The sequence below is a fragment of the Nonomuraea sp. NPDC050536 genome (assembly GCF_044457685.1).
In the GTDB taxonomy this organism is placed as follows: Bacteria; Actinomycetota; Actinomycetes; order Streptosporangiales; family Streptosporangiaceae; genus Nonomuraea.
Window position 1 is genome coordinate 1,015,072 of sequence record NZ_JBITHD010000001.1, and the last position, 17,884, is coordinate 1,032,955.

The window sequence follows — 17,884 nt, forward strand, 5'->3', positions numbered from 1 at the left end:
TGGCGATGATCGACTTTGGAGGGTGTCGTGCGGCGTGTCATGGTCCTGCTGGCCCCGATCGCGGCGTTTGCCGTCGGGTTGGTCGTCGCGCGGCGGCGGTTCGTCGTCGTCCGGATCAGCGGGGCGAGCATGCTGCCGACGTACCGCACGGGGGATCGGGTGCTCGTCCGCAGGACCAGGGGAGCGGGCGTCAAGCGTGGACAGGTGGTGGTGTTGCAGACCGCGCTGCCTGGGGGAGTGTGGCGTACCGGGCCGCTGCCTGAGCCGGGAGCGGCCAGGTGGTTCATCAAGCGCGCGGTGGCCGTGCCGGGTGACCCGGTGCCCGCCCAGGTCGCGGAGCGGGTGGAGGCGTCGCCGGGCGACACGGTCCCGGCGGACCGGCTCGTCGTGCTCGGTGACGGGCCGGTCAGCGAGGACTCGCGGGCGTGGGGTTACGTGCCCTTCGACCGCGTGCTGGGCGTCGTCGTCCGCGCACTCGCCCCCTCCCGTGAATCCGGGAAGCCCGGCGAATCCGTGACACTCGGCGGATCCGGGAAGCTCGGCGAATCTGGCATGCCCGGTGGGTTCGGGGAAGCGGTCGGTTCGTAGCCCTGGGCCTGCAGGGTGAACAGGCTCGCGTACTCTCCGGTCAGGGACATCAGCTCCGCGTGCGAGCCGCGTTCGATGATCCGCCCCTCGGCGAGCACGACGATCACGTCCGCCTCCCGGACCGCGCCAAGCCGGTGCGAGATCAGCAGGCTGGTCCGGCCTGCCCGGTGGCGGCGCAGGCTCTGGTGGATGGCGTGCTCGGCCTGCGCGTCCAGCCCGGAGCTCGGCTCGTCGAGCACGAGCAGGTCGCGTCCTTCCCGCATCAGGGCGCGGGCCAGCGCGATGCGCTGCCACTGCCCGCCGGACAACGCCATCCCCGCCTGCGGGTCGTCCCTGTCGCCGAAGAAGATGCGGCTCAGCAGCGTGTCGTAGCCCCGCGGCAGCCCGGCGACGATCTCGTGCACACCGGCCAGCCTGGCGGCGGCCTCGACCCGCTCCAGGTCACCGAGCGCCGCGACGTCGCCGAGTCCGATGTTCTCGGCCGCGGTCAGGTCGTAGGACATGTAGTCCTGGAACACCGCGCCGATGCGGCCGCGCAGCTCAGCGGGATCCATGTCCCGCAGGTCGACGCCGTCCCAGCGGATGGATCCGCGTACCGGGTCGTACAACCTGCAGATCAGCTTGACCAGGGTGCTCTTGCCCACGCCGTTCAGCCCGACCAGAGCCAGGGAGCTTCCGCGGGGGATGAAGAGGTCGACCCCGCGCAGCACCCACGGATGTGCGTCGTCGTAGCGGAACCACACGTCGCACAGCTCGATGCCCTCGCGCAGCGCGGGGACGGGGTGCGGCCGCCGCGGGACGGGCAGGTCGGGCGCCTCGGCCACGACGTCGAGGTAGTGGCCGAACATCAGCAGCGCGTTGTGCGCGTCGGCCGACTGGCCGACGGTCGCCGTGAGCGCGGACTGCACCCCGGCGACGGCCGCGACGAACACGGCCACGCCGCCGACGCTGAGCGTGCCCGACGCGGCGCTGACGATCGCCCAGAGCAAGCCGAGCGCGGCGACGGCCGCTCCGACCAGCGACAGCGACCCCTGGGTGCGCAGCGTCCTGCGGGCGAGCACCTGCTCGGCGTCGTTGACCGCGCGCAGCTCGCCCAGCATCCTGGCGCGCAGGAAGTCGCCGAGGCCGAACAGCCGGATCTCCTTGGCCGCATCGGGGCTGGTGAGCAGGTTGGCGAAGAAGATCTGCCGCCGGGTCCTGGAGCTGACTCCCCACATCATCCCGGCGCGGCGCCGGCTGAGGCCGAGCTGGGCGCGGACCGAGGGGATCGCGGAGAGCGCCACGACGAGGATCATCCCCGGAGCCAGTACGGCCAGCGTCGCGGCGAAGCCGGCCAGGGTGACGGCTCCCTGGGCGATCCCCAGGGCGGAGCGGACGATCCGCTGCGGCGCGTTCTGGCCGGCCTCCTGCGCCAGCCGTACCTGGTCGTGGAAGGCCGGGTTCTCGAACCGGCTCAACCCGGGGTGGGCGTTGACGGCGGTGAACAGCCGATCCTGGATCAGCACCTGGAGGGCGCGGCGCAGTTGCTCCTGGGCGTAGTCCGCGACCGCGGGCAGGCCCGCGCCCGCCAGGCCGGTCACGCCCAGGGCCACACCCTGCGGCAGTAGCTCGGCGGGGCCCGCCCCGGCGGCCAGGCCGTCGAGGACGAGCTTGGTCAGCCACGCGGCGACCACCGGGACCAGGCCCATGAGCAGCACCGTGATCCCGGATCCCAGGACGGCGGCCGGGTGCGCCCGCCAGGCCAGCGCCGCGGCGGCACGCAACCGCCGTGGCCCGGCGGGGGAGGTCATCGGCGCGTGACCGCCGGGAGCCTGCCCGGGGCGGTGTCCGCCGCCACGACCACCGCGTCACCGTCGACCAGGTAGAAGCTGGGGAACTGGGAAACCTGCAACGCCCTGCTCACCGGGCCGCCCATCGGCTCGACCACGACGGTGGCCGAGGTCAGCTCGCCGGTGAACCGCCGGGCCTCGTCGGCGTCGCCGGTGACCACCGCCAGCACGCGTTCGGGACGGGTGTCGGCCAGGTAGGACGTGAACTCCGGCAGCCGCTCGTGGCAGGACGCGCACTCGGTGGAGAACACCCCCACCACGGTGGGCCCCGAGAAGAACGCGCGCGAGACGGTCCCGCCGTCGAGGGCGGTCGCGCTGAAGTCGCCGAGCGTCGTTCCCGGCTGCACCAGCGGGGCACGCGCCGGGCCCAGCTCCGCCAGCCGTAACGTGTGCGCGCGCAGGCGGCGCACGACCGCCAGGGTCAGCACCAGGTCCACCAGGCACAGCAGTCCGATGACGATGACGGCGGCGACGAGAAACGGCATGCGAGCTCCTTAGGGGTGGTGACGAGGTACGGCATGCGCTCCTCAAGGGCGGCGCGGCTGGACGGCGAACAGATCGGCCAGGTCGTCGAAGAAGATCACGAGGACGGCGAGGACGGCTCCGGCCAGCACGCTCAGCGCGACGCCCGCGGGCTGTGGAGAGAGGTGCCCCGGCGCGAGCCCGGCGGCGACGAGCGCGAGGAGCCCGGCGTTGCGGATGAGGTGGCGCCCGCCGAGCGGCGTCCCGGTGACGCCGAAGCACCGGCACGGCGTCGTGGTGCCCGAACGCATCGCCCTGACGATGCCGGCACAGAAACCCACCAGAACGGTGCCGGCCAGCAGCATGCCGGCCCGCACCGTCCCAGGGATCGCCAGCAGTACGGCGACGCATCCTTCCGCGAGGACGATCGCGCCGCTCAGCGCCGTGGAGGCCCGCGGCCCCACCGGGACCAGGCCTCGCACGGATGCGCGGAATCCCGCGAACGCGGACCTACCGCGCAGCTTTCCGAGCACGGCCACCAGGAAGACGATGCCTATCGCCACCCGGCAGGCCAGCGCGACGTACTGCATGACTGTCACTGAAGGTCGGAACGACGCGTCAGCAGTAGTCGAAGCTGCCGCAGCTGACCGTCCCGGTGGAGTCGTGGTAGCAGCAGGTCCGGCAGAACTTGCCGTTGCAGCACCAGTCGGTCCAGCACGCGGCCGAGGCGTCGGCCGAGGGCAGGAGTTTGTCGAGGATGCGGTCGCCCAGCTTGTTGAGTGCGCGGATCATGGCGGCCTCCTTGCGGGGGGATCTTTACGGGCCCACACTCACTCAGCGAAGATCACCTTGTTAATGGAGAGATTGGCCGACACGGCGGAACGACGTTCGGCGAGTCATGATCTTGACAAGGGTGAGCGTTCATGATCGCGCACCCCACCCAGCACGAGCCCCAGGGCGGCGGCGCCGATCGCGAGGACGGCGGAGATCAGCAGCGCGGCGCGAAGGCCGTCCACGAGGGCGGTCTCGGCCGCCAGTGAGCCGAAGGCGGCCACGCCGAGGAGGCTACCAGTCTGGCGAGAGGCGTTGAGGGTGCCGGCGGCCACGCCGGAGCGGGTGTGGTCCACGCTGCTCATCAGAGTCGCCGTCATGACGGGGACGACCAGGCCCAGGCCGAAGCCTTCCAGGGCGAACGCCGCGGCGAGTACGGCGGGCCCGGTGGAGGCCGTGATGGGAAGCATCCCCAGGCAGGCGGCGGCCAGGAGGAGCGCGCCGGTGACGATCAGCGCACGAGGGGCGACGCGTCTGGCCAGGCGGGCGGCCGTGATGTTGGCGGCCACGATCGCGCCCAGCATCGGCGTGAACATCAGCCCCGTCTCGAGCGGTGACAGGCGCTGCTCCTGCTGGAAGAACAGGCTGAAGACGAAGATCAGGCCGTAGAAGGCGACGTTGACGAGCAGGCCGATGGCCACCGGCAGCGCGAACCTCGACACGGCGAACAGGCGCAGCGGCAGCATCGGGTGCGGGGTCCTGCGCTCGGCGATCACGAACAGCGCTCCCGACACGAGGGCGACGGCGAAGCCGCCGAGCACGAGGGGATCGGTCAGGCCGCGCGCCCCCGCCTCGATCGCGGCCCCCGCCAGCGCCGTCAACGCCACACCCGCGGTGACCTGCCCCCACGGATCCACCGCGGCACGCCCGTCTCGGCGAGGCGGATCCGTGGCGTACCGGAGGGTCAGGGAGATGCCCGCCACGCCGATGGGCAGGTTGATGAAGAAGATCGACGGCCAGCCCAGCGTGGCGATCAGCGCGCCCCCGGCGACCGGGCCCGCGGCAAGTGCCGTGCTGGCGCCCGCGGCCCAGAGGGCGACCGCGCGGACGCGGGCCGCGGGCTCGCGGTAGGCGTGGGTGAGGAGGCTGAGCGAGCACGAGGCCAGCGCGGCGGCGCCGACCCCCTGCAGCGCCCGGGCGGCGATCAGCGCGGTGACGTCCGGGGCCAGCGCGCAGGCCGCCGAGGCGAGCGTGAAGACGGCGAAGCCCGCGACGAAGACGCGCCTGGCGCCGAAGCGGTCGCCCAGGGAGCCGGCCGTGAGGATGAGGGCGGCGAAGGCGAGCGTGTAGGCGTCCACCACCCACTGCAGCGCCGCGACGCCCCCGCCGAGTGACGCGCCGATGGGCTTGATCGCGACGTTCACCACGCTCACGTCGAGCTGGACGACCGCCAGCCCCATGCTCGTCGCCGCCAGCACGACCCGCCGCCTTGAGGAAGCTACGCGGGCGGCCGAGGTCTGAGTATCAGGCTCCATACTCGGCACGCTAGGCGCGAGTCATTTCGACGCAGACCAAAGCATGCTCGAACCTTGCGGGGCGGGGGCGCGGCCCGTCACCCACGCGGCCAGCTCGGCCGCGGTGCGTGGGGTGGCGTGCCGTACACGAACCTGCTGTGCATGAAGGAGAGTGCGTCAGACGAGGAGTTTGCGGGCCGCCTCCTCGATCTCCTCCTCGGAGAGCAGCACGTGGTTGGCGGCGTCGCCGAGCGGGATGAAGCTGTCAGAAGACGTCACCCGGGCCACCTGCCCCGTGAAGCCCGCGTCCACGAGCGCGGCGATGAGCCCCTCGGAAACGCTCCCGGTGTGGCGCGTCTCGTCGGCGATGAGGACCTTGCCCGTGAGCTCGGCCGCCCGCAGCAGGTCCTCGAGCGGCAGCGGCGCCAGCCACCGCAGGTCCAGGACCCGGCAGCTGAACCCCTCCTGCGTGAGCCGGACCGCCGCGCGCAGCGACATCCGCAGCCCGTTGCCGTAGGTGACGATCGTCAGGTCGCGCCCGTCGCCGTAGGAGCGCGCCCGCCCGATCGGGACGTGCGTCTCGGCCCAGCGCGACGGCGCCGCGTACGGCGAGAGCCAGCCGCCGTCGCCCTCGTCGAACAGGTCGCGCGTGTGGTACAGGGCGATCGGCTCGAGGAAGACGCAGACCGAGCCCTCCGTGCGCGCGGCGGCCAGGCACGTGCGCAGCATGGCGGCGGCGTCGTCGGGACGCGAGGGCGAGGCGATGACGAGGCCGGGGATGTCGCGCAGCGCGCCGATGGCGTTGTCGTTGTGGAAGTGCCCGCCGAAGCCCTTCTGGTAGGCGTATCCGGCGACCCGCACGACCAGCGGGTTACGGTAGGCGTGCTGGGAGAAGAACGACAGCGTGGCCGCCTCGCCGCGGATCTGGTCGAGCGCGTTGTGCAGGTAGGCCAGGTACTGGATCTCGGGCACGGGCAGCATCTGCGACACCCCGGCGCCGAGCGCGAGCCCGAGCACGGCCTGCTCGTCGAGCAGCGTGTCGAAGACCCGCCCAGGGCCGAAGCGCTTCTGCAGGCCGCGGGTGACGCCGTAGACGCCGCCCTTCTTGGCCACGTCCTCGCCGAAGACCATCATCTCCGGGTAGACGGCGAGCGCGTCGGCGAGCGTGCGGTTGATGGCCTGCGACAGCGTGAGCGGCTTCTCCGCCTCGGGCAGCGTGCCGTTGAAGGCCTTCTCCCTGGCCGAGGTCTCGGCCGCGACCGGGCTGATCTTGGCGATCATGTCGGCGCGGCGCGGCGCGATCGTCGCCATGACCTGCTCGGCCGACTCCAGGCGCGGGCTGCGCGTGGTCTCGAGCGCTATGCGCAGGATGTGCTCGCGGGCGGACTCGTACTCCTTGAGCAGTTGCTCGGCCGTCAGCAGCCCGGCCTCGACGAGCAGGCGCGCGGTCCTGACCAGCGGGTCGAGCTCGAGGTCGGCCCTGATCTCCCGCTGCGTGCGGTACGCGCTCTCCACGTCCGAGCCCGCGTGGCCCATCAGCCGGACCGTGCTCAGGTGCAGGAACGCGGGGGAGCGGTGGGTGCGCACGTACTCGGCCGCCCTGCGGGCCGTGTCGTAGGCGTCGGCCAGGTCGCAGCCGTCGGCCGCGAAGTACTCGATGCCGGGCCGCCGCGCCGCGGCCTCCACCCATCCCCTGGGCGTGCGGACGCTGATGCCGATGCCGTTGTCCTCGCACACGAACAGGATCGGCAGCGACTGCCCCTGGTAGGTGGCGTAGGCGGCGGTGTTGAACCCCGACAGGGCGGTGGCGTGGTTGACCGAGGCGTCGCCGAAGCTGCACACCGTGATCGCGTCGTGCGGCCAGGGCGAGGGCATGTCCAGCGCGCGGGCGCGCTCGATGGCGAACGCGACGCCCACGGCGCGCGGCAGATGGCTGGCGATGGTCGAGGTCTGCGGGATGATCGCCAGATCGGGATGTCCGAAAACCTTGTGCCTGCCGCCGGCGATCGGCTCCTCCGATGACGCGGTCAGCCCCATCAGCACGTCGCGGAGGCCCTGCTCGGGCAGCCGCCCCGCCTGCTCGGAACGCGTCAGGTAGAAGGCGCCGGACCGGTAGTGCAGCAGGGCGGGGTCCTGCGGCCGCAGCGCCGCGGCCACGGCGGCGTTGCCCTCGTGGCCGGCCGAGCCGATCGTGTAGAAGCCCTCGTCCTGCTCACGCAGCCATCGGGCCGCGATGTCCAGGAGCCTGCTGTCGAGCTGACGGTGGAACAGGCGCAGGCACTGCTCGCCCGTCAGCGCGGTCCCGTCACGGACGGGCCGGGCGGGATCTCGCGGCACGCCCGCCTTCAGTGTCGCAACCGCCTGGGTGAAATGAGTCTCAACAGTGTCGCGCGCCACAGGCCGATTATGTCTCCCAGGTACCGCCCGCGTCTCCCCGTCGGAGGTGACATGTTATGGACCGGTCCGATTGACCCGGATTAATAACAGATTGTCAGAATTACCAACCTTTTAGGCGGTCCGAACGTCTACTTGAGAGATATGCGTGGCACCCTCAATGCCGCGTTTCAACCAGTTGGGGTCCAGAAAGGAACCCGAATGTTGCAACGCATCCGTGTTGCTGCCGTCGCGCTCGCAGTGGGCGCCGGGGCGCTAGCCCTGGCACCCGCGGCCTCGGCAGCGGCGGGGGCGAAAGCCCCCGTCATCTCCGACGTGGACATCAGTCCAGGTCCCCCGATCGTCGTCTTCGACAATCCCGTGACGGCGACCTTCTCGTTCACCACCAAGGACGCCGGCAAGGCCGAGCTGCAGCTCAAGGCCCCCGGTGATGTCAGCGTCGGCACCCCCGTCGCGCTGACGCCGTCGCCGCACGGCAGCGAGACGAAGTGGACGGGCACCAAGTCCTTCGACGCCAAGGACGCCGGGAAGTGGAGCTTCCTGGCCATCGCCCACGGCGACAAGGACGAGAGCTCGACCCGCGGCACGTTCGAGGTCCGCAAGGCCCTCGACACGAAGATCGTCGACTTCGACGCGACCCCCGACCTGGTCAGCAAGGGCGACCTCATCCGGGTCTCCGGCCGGCTGCTCGCCAACGGCCAGGGGTACGGCGGGCAGAGCGTGACCATCACCTTCCGCGAGAAGGGGACGGACGCGTTCCGCCACGTCACCACGGCCACGACGCGTGACAGTGGCTGGTTCGCCACCAAGGTGCGGGCCGACGCCACCGGGTGGTGGCGGGCCGAGTTCGCGGGCAACAAGTTCGCCCGGTCCTCGGTCAGCGACACCGACCGCGTCGACGTCAGGTTCCGCAACCGCGACAGCCGGATCGTCGGCTTCGACGCCTACCCGGAGCCGGTGAACAAGGGCGACAGGCTCACCTTCACCGGGGTCCTACAGGCGTCGGGCTGGGACCCGCTGCCGGGCGAGCGGGTCTCGATCTTCTTCAAGGCCGGCGGCTCGGACCGGTGGGAGTACGTGACCAGCGACGTGACCGGTCGCAACGGCCGGTTCCTGGCCACCGCGACGGCGGTGGAGTCCGGCTGGTGGCGTGCCGTCTTCCGCGGCGACCACGGCGTCAACGGCTCGGTGAGCGACGCCGACTGGGTCACGGTCAACCAGCCGACCCCGCCTCCGGCGGCCAAGTCGGACAGCCGGTTGATCAAGTTCAACGCCTACCCCGAGCCTGTCAAGCGCGGGCACTACCTGCGCTTCAAGGGCAAGCTGCAGATCGACGACGCGGGCACCTGGGAGGGGTACGGCGCCAAGGTGCGGCTGTACTTCAAGCCCAAGGGCTCGACGCACTGGCAGTACGTCAAGACGGTGTGGTCGACGGACAGCGGCAAGCTCTACACCAAGGTCAAGGCGTGGAAGTCCGGCACCTGGAAGATGGTGTTCAGGGGTGACGCCGACTTCTACGGCGACACCAGCCGCACGGACTACGTCAGCGTCAAGCGCTGACATCCGCTGAACGACGCAAGGCCCGGGACGCGAGTCCCGGGCCTTCGCGCTTACTCGGCACGGCGGAACTCGGCGATGCCGACGCCGAGGAGGGCCAGGTGGATGAGCGGGTAACGTGCCGAGCGTCAGGCGCTGCCCGCTGCCCGCCGCACGAGGTATCGCTGCGTGCGCCGGAGCGCGTCGGCTATCAGGCCGTTTGCCAGAAGTAGCAACCATCCTCCAGGCATGTACACACTTCGAACCGTGTATGCCGGGTTGTCGTCCGAAAGCTCCAGGCCGAGTGTCATCGAGAGCAGGAACAGATTGAAGAACGCAACGAGGACGATCCACGCCGAACAGGCAATGCCGGCCGCCGAGCCCCGCTTCCGAAGGTCGGGCTCCCTGGCAAACCTCAGCAGGAACAGGAGTGCCAAGACGAGCCCGGCCGCTGTGCCGATGACCTCAATCGGTATCAGCTGCCAGTCTGCTGCCACTCCGGGGATGCCGCTGGAAACCGATTCCCACGGGTGGCGCAGGTTGAAGGACTCGATCACACGCGCCACCTGAGCGCCGGAGGACGTCTCCTTCCAGGACTCCGACAAGATCGGCAGGAAGCTCGCCCAGACGAGCGCTCCCGCTGCCAGAAGGATCTCTGTCACATGGGTGGCGATCACGCCGCCCGTCGACACGGGCGCGGTCGGTTGCGCCAGCTGCGCAGGTTTCTGAGCATGCGTCACCACAGCGGGGGCCGACGAGGCGGCGGGCCTTGCCCCCAGCGTCCCGCCGCCCCCGCTGACACGCGGGGAATCGGGCTGATCGCGGGAGACGGAGCCGACCGCTTCCGAGCCGGTGACGGTGAGGGCGCGCAATGCGCTGGTGCGCGCCTGGATCGCCGCGCGGGCACCGGTGATCCTCATCCAGGCGCCCGGACCGAGCACGACACCCAGCTCCTCCTCACACCACTTCCGCACATATACCGGTGCCGGGCGCTGGTCGGGGTCCTTGTGCAGGCAGGCGGCGATCAGTTGGCGTAGGGGTGGGGCGAGGGCCGACACGTCCGGGTCGTCCGCGACGACGCGGTGGGAAACGGCCCACTCGTTCTCCGCGGCAAACGCCTCACGACCGGTGGTGAGGAAGTACAGGGTGGAACCGAGAGCGAAGACGTCGGAGGCCGCACCGACGGCGCGGCCTCCGGCCTGCTCGGGCGACATGTACAGCGGGGTGCCGATCCGGGTGGAGTGGCTGCTGTAAGTCGCCGACTGCGTCAGGGATTTGACGATGCCGAAGTCGATGACCTTCGGACCGCTCTCGTCCAGCATGATGTTTCCGGGCTTGAGATCCCGATGCACTACCTTCGCGGCGTGGATGTCGGCGAGGGCGTGGGCGATGCCCCAGGCCAGCAGCATCACCTGCTCGGTCGGCAGCGGCCCGTGATCGACCACCAGGTCCCGCAGGGTCGGCCCGGCCACGTAGGTCGTGGCCAGCCATGGCCGCTCGGCTTGGGGGTCGGCGTCCAGCAACGGCGCGAGGTGGGCCCCACGCACCTTCTGTGCGGCACCCACCTCGCGCGCGAACCGCTGCCCGAACTCCGCGTCCCTGGCGAACTCGTGACGGATCACCTTCACGGCCGCAGGCTGCCCGCCGGGGGAGAGAGCGAGAAACACCTGGCCCATACCGCCCTCGCCCAGCCGCGCCACCAGCCGAAAGCCCCCGAGACTGTCCGGATCGTTCGACTGCAATGGAGGAAACCGAAACGCCGCCCTCGACACGAAGCACTCCCCTCGTCTCCCCACCCGGGGATACCTCACGGCTCAACCGCCCGCCGCATTCGCCCCACGAGCGTAGAACCCTGCCTGACGCTCCGCCAGATCAACCGAAGGCCCGGCCCGAGCCGGTGCGATACGGTCCAGGAGCGCCCCAGCCCGGTGCCCATGACACAGCCACAGCACCGGCTGCAGCAGCATGGAGGCCCTCGTCCTCAAGCTGCTGCAACGCCGGGTAGATCGAGCCGGGGCTGGGCCGCCAGATGCCGCGGCTGCGCGCCTCGATGTCCTGGATCATCTGGTAGCCGTTCCTCGGCCCCTCGCCCAGCAGCCTCAGCAGGGCCAGCCGTACGTCGCCGCGCCGCCCAGCAAGGCCTATGTTCTGAGGGGAACAGGGATGTTAGTGACCGTTAACTGACGCGTGGAGCGCTGCGCGCGCCATCGCGCGCAGCAGTGGCCGCATCGCCTGGGAAGGCAGCTCGCCGGCGCTGTGCGGGGTGGAGTTGAGCAGGCCGAACACGGCGTGCGTGGCCGCGCGCAGGCGGGCGGCGGGCGTGCCCGGGTGCAGCTCGGCCAGCACGGTCACCCACTCCTCGACGTAGAGCCGCTGCAGCCGCCTGATCTGCCGCCGCTCCTGGTCGGGCACGTTGCCCAGCTCCCTGTCGTGCACGGTGATCAGCGCCGGCTGCTCGAGTGCGAAGGTGATCTGCACGTTCAGCAGCGCGTCGAGCATCTCGGCGGGCGTGGCCGCCGTCGTCACCACCGCCGCGGCCGAGCCGCGCAGCCGGGAGCTGATGTCGAGCAGCATCTCGGCGAGCAGCGCGTCCTTGCCGCTGAAGTGCCGGTACAGCGCGGGACCCGACACCCCGACGGCGCCGCCGATGTCCTCGATGGTGACTCCGTGGAAGCCGCGGGCGGCGAACAGCCTGGCGGCCGCCTCGAGGATCTCGGTGCGGCGGTTGCGGGTAGGAGTGGCCACGTCTCACATTCTAGACGAATGAGTTAATGATGACTAACATGCCGAGCATGAGCGATTGGCCGGTCATGAAGTCCGCCGCCGCTTCGGGGAGCGAGGCGTTCAAGGCCAACGCCGAGCTCAACGAGCGGCTGGCCGCCGACCTGCGCGAGCGTCTGGCCGTGGCCGCGCTCGGCGGTCCCGAGCGTTCGCGGCAGCGCCACGAGGCGCGCGGCAAGCTGCTGCCGCGCGACCGCGTCGACGGCCTGCTCGACCCCGGCTCGCGCTTCCTCGAGCTGTCGCCGCTGGCGGCCAACGGCCTCTACGACGACCAGGCGCCGGCCGCCGGGATCATCACCGGCGTCGGCCGGGTCAGCGGCCGCGAGTGCGTCGTCGTGGCCAACGACGCCACGGTCAAGGGCGGCACGTACTACCCGATCACCGTCAAGAAGCACCTGCGCGCGCAGGAGGTGGCGCTGCACAACCGCCTGCCCTGCGTCTACCTGGTCGACTCCGGTGGAGCGTTCCTCCCCAAGCAGGACGAGGTCTTCCCCGACCGCGAGCACTTCGGCCGCATCTTCTACAACCAGGCCACGATGTCCGCGCGCGGCATCCCGCAGATCGCCGCCGTCCTCGGCTCCTGTACGGCGGGCGGCGCGTACGTGCCCGCGATGAGCGACGAGGCGGTCATCGTGCGCGACCAGGGCACGATCTTCCTGGGCGGCCCGCCGCTGGTGAAGGCGGCCACCGGCGAGGAGGTCACGGCGGAGGAGCTGGGCGGCGGCGACCTGCACTCCCGGATCAGCGGCGTCACCGACCACCTGGCCGAGGACGACGCGCACGCGCTGGCCATCGTCCGCGACATCGTCTCCACCCTGGCGCCGAAGGCGTCGCCGCCGTGGGAGCGGATCGCACCCGAGGAGCCCCGGCTCGACCCGCACGACCTGTACGGGATCGTTCCCGCCGACACGCGCCAGCCGTACGACGTGCGCGAGGTGATCGCCAGGATCGTGGACGGGTCGCGGCTGCTGGAGTTCAAGGCCGAGTACGGCTCGACGCTGGTGACCGGGTTCGCGCACATCCACGGGCACCCGGTGGGGATCATCGCCAACAACGGGATCCTGTTCAGCGAGTCGGCGCTCAAGGGCGCGCACTTCATCGAGCTGTGCGACCAGCGCAAAATTCCCCTGGTCTTCCTGCAGAACATCAGCGGCTTCATGGTCGGCAAGGCCTACGAGGCGGGCGGCATCGCCAAGCACGGCGCCAAGATGGTCACCGCGGTCTCCTGCGCCCGGGTGCCCAAGTTCACCGTCGTGATCGGCGGGTCCTTCGGCGCGGGCAACTACGCCATGTCCGGGCGGGCGTACTCGCCCAGGTTCCTGTGGATGTGGCCGAACGCCCGCATCTCCGTCATGGGCGGCGAGCAGGCGGCCAACGTCCTGACCACGGTCGGCAACGCGGACGCCGACGCGATCCGTGCCCAGTACGAGCACCAGGGCAATCCGTACTACTCCACCGCCAGGCTGTGGGACGACGGCGTCATCGACCCGCTCGACACCCGCACCGTGCTCGGCCTGGCCCTGTCGGCCGCGGCAAACGCGCCACTCGAACCCGCCGGCTACGGCGTCTTCCGGATGTGACCATGTTCTCCACAGTCCTCATCGCCAACCGGGGCGAGATCGCCGTCCGGATCATCGCCACGCTTCGCAGGCTGGGCATCGCCTCGGTCGCGGTCCACACCGCTTCCGACGATCTCCACGTACGGCACGCCGACCAAGCCCTCCAGATCCCGAAATATCTGGATATGGAGGCGATCGTGGCGGCGGCCGTGGCCTGCGGCGCGCAGGCCGTCCATCCCGGCTACGGCTTCCTGGCCGAGAACGCCGAGTTCGCCCGCAGGTGCGCCGAGGCCGGCCTGGTCTTCATCGGCCCGCCGCCCCGGGCCATCGACGCGATGGGCGACAAGATCCGCGCCAAGGCCACCGTGGCCGCCGCCGGCGTCCCCGTCGTGCCCGGCAGCGCCGAATCCCTGGAGACGTGGTCGGAGTTCCCGGCACTGATCAAGCCGTCGGCGGGCGGCGGCGGCAAGGGCATGGTCGTCGTCCGGTCGGCCGCGGAGCTGCCCGCCGCGCTCGAGTCGGCCCGCCGCACCGCCGTGAACGCCTTCGGCGACGGCACGCTGCTGATCGAGCGCTATATCGACAGCCCGCGCCACATCGAGATCCAGGTCATGGCCGACACCCACGGCAACGTGATCCACCTGGGCGAGCGCGAGTGCAGCCTCCAGCGCCGCCACCAGAAGATCATCGAAGAGGCCCCGTCGCCCTTCGTCTCCGCGGAGATGCGCGCCCGCATGGGCGCGGCCGCCGTGGACGCGGCCCGATCCGTGGGCTACGTGGGCGCCGGCACGGTCGAGTTCATCGTCGACGGCACCACCGGCGACTACCACTTCATGGAGATGAACACCCGCCTGCAGGTCGAACACCCGGTCACCGAGCTGGTGACGGGCCTGGACCTGGTCGAGCTCCAGCTCCGGGCGGCCGCCGGCGAGCCGCTGCCCCTCGCGCAGGAGGAGGTACGGCTGCGCGGCCACGCCGTCGAGGCGCGCGTCTACGCCGAGGATCCCGAGCGCGGGTTCCTGCCCACCGGCGGCCGGGTGCTGGCCCTGCGCGAGCCCGCCGGGGTGCGGGTGGACTCCGGGCTGGCCGAGGGCGGCGTGGTCGGGTCCGAGTTCGACCCGATGCTGTCCAAGGTGATCGCCTGGGCGCCGGAGCGGGAAGACGCGCTGCGGGTGCTCGACCGGGCACTGGGAGAGACGGTCGTGCTGGGCGTCACCACCAACGTCCCGTTCCTGCGGGCGCTGGCCGCCCACCCCGCGGTCCGGGCGGGGGAGCTGGACACCGGCCTGGTGGAGCGGGTCCTGCCGGAGCTGGTCGGTACGGCGGAGCTGCCCGAGGACGTGGCCGCCGCCGCGGCGCTGGTGTTCCACGCGGTTCCGCAGGGAGCCGACCCGTGGGAGGTCACCGACGGCTGGCGGGTGGGGGAGCCCGCCTGGACGACGTGGCGGCTGGAGTCCAGGGGCGAGGTGCACGCGATCAGGGTGCGCGGCCTGCCGGAGGTCTCCGCCGAGGTCGAGGGCGTGCCCGCCCGGCTCTTCAGGCTTCCGGACGGCGTGGCGGTCGAGCTGGCCGGCCGTACCACGCGCTATGCGGCGGCGCGTGACGGCGAGACGCTGTGGCTGGGCAGGGACGGCAGGAGCTGGGTTTTCACCCGGCACCTGATCGGCGACCCGGGTGACAGGCCGGGCGCGGCGGGCGCCGCCGACGGCGTGGTCAGGTCGCCGATGCCCGGCACCGTGCTGGTGGTGAAGGCGCAGCAGGGCGACCAGGTCGCCGAGGGGCAGCCGCTGCTCATCGTGGAGGCGATGAAGATGGAGCACACGATCACCGCGCCGCGCGACGGCGTGGTCACCGAGCTCGCGGTCAAGGTCGGGCAGCCGGTCGACATGGACGCCGTGCTGGCCGTGGTCCACGAGGAGGAGTCATGACGGCCTATCCGCTCGACGGGCTGCCGCACCACGTCACGATCTACGAGGTGGGGCCGCGCGACGGGCTGCAGAACGAGTCGGCGATCGTGCCCGTCGAGGTCAAGGCCGAGTTCATCGACCGGCTGGCCGACGCCGGGCACAAGGTGATCGAGGCGACCAGCTTCGTGCACCCGAAGTGGGTGCCGCAGCTCGCCGACGCCGAGGACCTGCTGACCAGGCTCCACCGCAGGCCCGGCGTCCGCTATCCGGTGCTGGTGCCCAACGAGCGCGGCCTGGACCGCGCGCTGGCGCTCGAGGTCGACGAGATCGCCGTGTTCGCCAGCGCCACAGAGACGTTCGCCGCCAAGAACCTCAACCGCAGCCTGGAGAGCCAGTTCGAGATGTTCGAGCCGGTGGTCGCCCGGGCGCTGGACAACGACGTGCGGGTGCGCGCCTACGTGTCGATGGTCTTCGGCGACCCGTGGGAGGGCCCCACCCCGATCGACCAGGTCGTCAGGGTGGGCACCCGGCTGCTCGAACTGGGCTGCCACGAGCTTTCGCTCGGCGACACCATCGGCGTCGGCACCCCCGGCCACGTCAAGGCGCTGATCGAGGCGTTCGGCGACCCCTCCCGGCTGGCCGTGCACTTCCACGACACCTACGGCCAGGCGCTCGGCAACACCCTCGCCGCACTGCGCGCCGGTGTCACCGTCGTGGACGCCTCGACCGGCGGGATCGGCGGCTGCCCCTACGCGGAGTCGGCCACCGGCAACCTCGCCACCGAGGACCTGGTCTGGATGCTGCACGGCCTGGGCATCCAGACGGGACTCGACCTGGACAAGCTGGTCGCCACGAGCGGCTGGCTGGCGCAGCGGCTGGGCCGACCCAGCCCATCCCGAGTCGTCCAAGCACTCACGAAGAAGGAATAGGCCCATGCTGAACGACGAGTACGAGGAGCTGCGCAAGACCGTCGAGGCGTTCGCCCGCGACGTGGTCGCGCCGGTGATCGGCGGCTACTACGAGCGCGAGGAGTTCCCCTACGACATCGTGCGCCAGATGGGGACGATGGGACTGTTCGGCCTGCCGCTCCCCGAGGAGTACGGCGGCATGGGCGGCGACTACTTCGCGCTGTGCCTGACGCTGGAGGAGCTGGCCAGGGTCGACTCCAGCGTCTCGATCACGCTGGAGGCCGCGGTCTCGCTCGGCGCCATGCCCATCTACCGCTTCGGCACCGAGGAGCAGAAGCAGGCCTGGCTGCCCAGGATGGCCACCGGCCAGGTGCTCGGCGCCTTCGGCCTGACCGAGCCGGGCGGCGGCTCCGACGTGCCAGGCGGCATGCGCACCACCGCCCGCCTCGACGGCGCCGAGTGGGTCATCAACGGGACCAAGGCGTTCATCACCAACTCCGGCACCGACATCACCGGCGTCATCGGCGTGGCCGCGCTCACCGGCGAACGGGAGATCTCCACGATCCTCGTGCCCAGCGACACGCCCGGCTTCACCGTGTCGAAGAAGTACTCCAAGGTCGGCTGGAACGCCTCGGACACCCGCGAGCTGTCCTTCTCCGACTGCCGCGTCCCCGCCGCGAACCTGCTCGGCCAGCGCGGCCGCGGCTACGCCCAGTTCCTGCAGACCCTCGACGAGGGCCGCATCGCCATCGCGGCCCTCAGCGTCGGCCTGGCGCAGGGCTGTGTCGACGAGTGCCTGCACTACGTGCGCGACAGGAAGGCCTTCGGCCACCCGATCGGCCACTACCAGGCCATCCAGTTCAAGATCGCGGACATGGAGGCGCGGGCCCACACCGCCCGCCTGGCCTACTACCACGCCGCCGAGAAGATGCTGGCAGGGGTGCCGTTCAAGAAGGAGGCGGCCATCGCCAAGCTGGTCTCCTCCAACGCCGCCATGGACAACGCCCGTGACGCCACCCAGGTCTTCGGCGGGTACGGCTTCATGAACGAGTTCCCCGTCGGCCGCTTCTACCGCGACGCGAAGATCCTGGAGATCGGCGAGGGCACCAGTGAGGTCCAGCGCATGCTGATCGCCCGCCAGCTCGGCCTCGGCGACCTCTAACCCGCCGTGCGGGTGAGACTCCCTCTCCCCCGCACGGCCTGGTCGTTTCAGCAGGCGGTTTCCTTGAGAGCTCTCGGCCCACCTATGGCCTAAGGCTCATGACACCGCGGTGGGGTTCTCCCTTGCCGTACGGGGGCGTGCCAGCGCCTAGAACTAGAGGAAGAGGTAGAGGCGGTGGGTTGTGGCGGCGGCCTCGGCTCGGGGAGGCTACGTCTAGTTTGGACAGGATGTTGGGGACGTGGACGCTCACCGTTTGACCGAGATGAAGAGCTCGGCGGCGATGTCCCGGTTGCTGCGGCGGTCGGCTACCTGTGACAGGACTTGCAGCTCCCTCGCGGTGAGTCCGAGCGGCGGGCCCTGGGGGACGGGCTCGTCCGCGATGGCGATCCTGGCGCGCCGGGCCAGGTCGCCGAGCTCCGCCGTCGGCGACCCCGCGCCCAGTTGCTCCGCCAGTTCCCGCGCTTGCAACACCC

At 71.0% G+C, this 17,884-nt stretch carries 15 protein-coding genes and 1 pseudogene; 6 read left to right on the forward strand and 10 right to left on the reverse strand.

The features are described 5' to 3' along the window. Nucleotides 1-39: 39 nt before the first annotated feature. Nucleotides 40-408 (forward strand): annotated as a pseudogene (locus tag ACIBHX_RS05025) (S26 family signal peptidase); the annotation flags it as partial. Between the two features lie 23 nt (nt 409-431). On the opposite strand, the gene ACIBHX_RS05030 reads toward ACIBHX_RS05025, so the two are convergent. The 6 genes from ACIBHX_RS05030 to ACIBHX_RS05055 all read right to left on the reverse strand — a co-directional run bounded on the left by ACIBHX_RS05030 (nt 432) and on the right by ACIBHX_RS05055 (nt 7,561). Beyond that, entirely contained in the window at nt 432-2,378 is a 1,947-nt protein-coding gene (locus tag ACIBHX_RS05030) for an ABC transporter ATP-binding protein (RefSeq protein ID WP_397064317.1), read from the reverse strand. Then, on the reverse strand, nt 2,375-2,902 hold the full coding sequence (locus tag ACIBHX_RS05035; RefSeq protein WP_397064318.1) for a TlpA disulfide reductase family protein: 528 nt from the start codon (nt 2,900-2,902) through the stop codon (nt 2,375-2,377). Before ACIBHX_RS05035 ends, ACIBHX_RS05030 begins: the two co-directional genes overlap by 4 nt. A gap of 42 nt (nt 2,903-2,944) precedes the next feature. Beyond that, on the reverse strand, nt 2,945-3,469 hold the full coding sequence (locus tag ACIBHX_RS05040; RefSeq protein WP_397064320.1) for a MauE/DoxX family redox-associated membrane protein: 525 nt from the start codon (nt 3,467-3,469) through the stop codon (nt 2,945-2,947). Nucleotides 3,470-3,497: 28 nt separating this feature from the next. Further along, nucleotides 3,498-3,671, reverse strand: coding sequence for a hypothetical protein (locus ACIBHX_RS05045; protein WP_397064322.1), 174 nt, complete (start codon nt 3,669-3,671; stop codon nt 3,498-3,500). A gap of 104 nt (nt 3,672-3,775) precedes the next feature. After that, nucleotides 3,776-5,185, reverse strand: coding sequence for an MFS transporter (locus ACIBHX_RS05050; RefSeq protein WP_397064323.1), 1,410 nt, complete (start codon nt 5,183-5,185; stop codon nt 3,776-3,778). A gap of 156 nt (nt 5,186-5,341) precedes the next feature. Beyond that, the gene (locus tag ACIBHX_RS05055; protein WP_397064325.1) at nt 5,342-7,561 is read right to left on the reverse strand and encodes a dehydrogenase E1 component subunit alpha/beta; all 2,220 of its coding nucleotides are present in this window, start codon (nt 7,559-7,561) and stop codon (nt 5,342-5,344) included. A 198-nt stretch (nt 7,562-7,759) separates the two neighbouring features. Here ACIBHX_RS05055 and ACIBHX_RS05060 point away from each other — a divergent pair, with 198 nt between their 5' ends. Next, nucleotides 7,760-9,118 (forward strand): hypothetical protein, encoded by a 1,359-nt coding sequence (locus ACIBHX_RS05060; protein WP_397064327.1) that lies wholly within the window; start codon nt 7,760-7,762, stop codon nt 9,116-9,118. A 125-nt stretch (nt 9,119-9,243) separates the two neighbouring features. Here the strand turns inward: ACIBHX_RS05060 and ACIBHX_RS05065 are convergent, their stop codons facing one another. From ACIBHX_RS05065 to ACIBHX_RS05075, 3 genes are all read right to left on the reverse strand, one after another. Continuing rightward, entirely contained in the window at nt 9,244-10,836 is a 1,593-nt protein-coding gene (locus tag ACIBHX_RS05065; protein ID WP_397064329.1) for a serine/threonine-protein kinase, read from the reverse strand. Between the two features lie 130 nt (nt 10,837-10,966). Beyond that, a complete protein-coding gene (locus tag ACIBHX_RS05070) occupies nt 10,967-11,239 on the reverse strand; it encodes a PadR family transcriptional regulator (protein WP_397065024.1) in 273 nt (90 codons plus the stop codon). Nucleotides 11,240-11,260: 21 nt separating this feature from the next. Further along, nucleotides 11,261-11,839 carry a TetR/AcrR family transcriptional regulator gene (locus ACIBHX_RS05075; protein ID WP_397064331.1) on the reverse strand — a complete coding sequence of 193 codons (579 nt, stop codon included), beginning with the start codon at nt 11,837-11,839 and terminating at the stop codon, nt 11,261-11,263. Between the two features lie 47 nt (nt 11,840-11,886). Here ACIBHX_RS05075 and ACIBHX_RS05080 point away from each other — a divergent pair, with 47 nt between their 5' ends. From ACIBHX_RS05080 to ACIBHX_RS05095, 4 genes are read left to right on the forward strand one after another with little or no spacing between them, the layout of a single operon-like run. Beyond that, a complete protein-coding gene (locus ACIBHX_RS05080; RefSeq protein ID WP_397064333.1) occupies nt 11,887-13,455 on the forward strand; it encodes a carboxyl transferase domain-containing protein in 1,569 nt (522 codons plus the stop codon). A 2-nt stretch (nt 13,456-13,457) separates the two neighbouring features. Continuing rightward, nucleotides 13,458-15,362 carry an acetyl/propionyl/methylcrotonyl-CoA carboxylase subunit alpha gene (locus ACIBHX_RS05085; RefSeq protein WP_397064335.1) on the forward strand — a complete coding sequence of 635 codons (1,905 nt, stop codon included), beginning with the start codon at nt 13,458-13,460 and terminating at the stop codon, nt 15,360-15,362. Beyond that, nucleotides 15,359-16,270 carry a hydroxymethylglutaryl-CoA lyase gene (locus ACIBHX_RS05090; RefSeq protein ID WP_397064336.1) on the forward strand — a complete coding sequence of 304 codons (912 nt, stop codon included), beginning with the start codon at nt 15,359-15,361 and terminating at the stop codon, nt 16,268-16,270. Before ACIBHX_RS05085 ends, ACIBHX_RS05090 begins: the two co-directional genes overlap by 4 nt. A gap of 4 nt (nt 16,271-16,274) precedes the next feature. Beyond that, nucleotides 16,275-17,411 carry an acyl-CoA dehydrogenase family protein gene (locus tag ACIBHX_RS05095; RefSeq protein WP_397064337.1) on the forward strand — a complete coding sequence of 379 codons (1,137 nt, stop codon included), beginning with the start codon at nt 16,275-16,277 and terminating at the stop codon, nt 17,409-17,411. Nucleotides 17,412-17,657: 246 nt separating this feature from the next. Here ACIBHX_RS05095 and ACIBHX_RS05100 read toward each other — a convergent pair whose 3' ends face one another. Continuing rightward, nucleotides 17,658-17,879 carry a LuxR C-terminal-related transcriptional regulator gene (locus tag ACIBHX_RS05100; protein ID WP_397064338.1) on the reverse strand — a complete coding sequence of 74 codons (222 nt, stop codon included), beginning with the start codon at nt 17,877-17,879 and terminating at the stop codon, nt 17,658-17,660. Between the last annotated feature and the right edge of the window lie 5 nt (nt 17,880-17,884).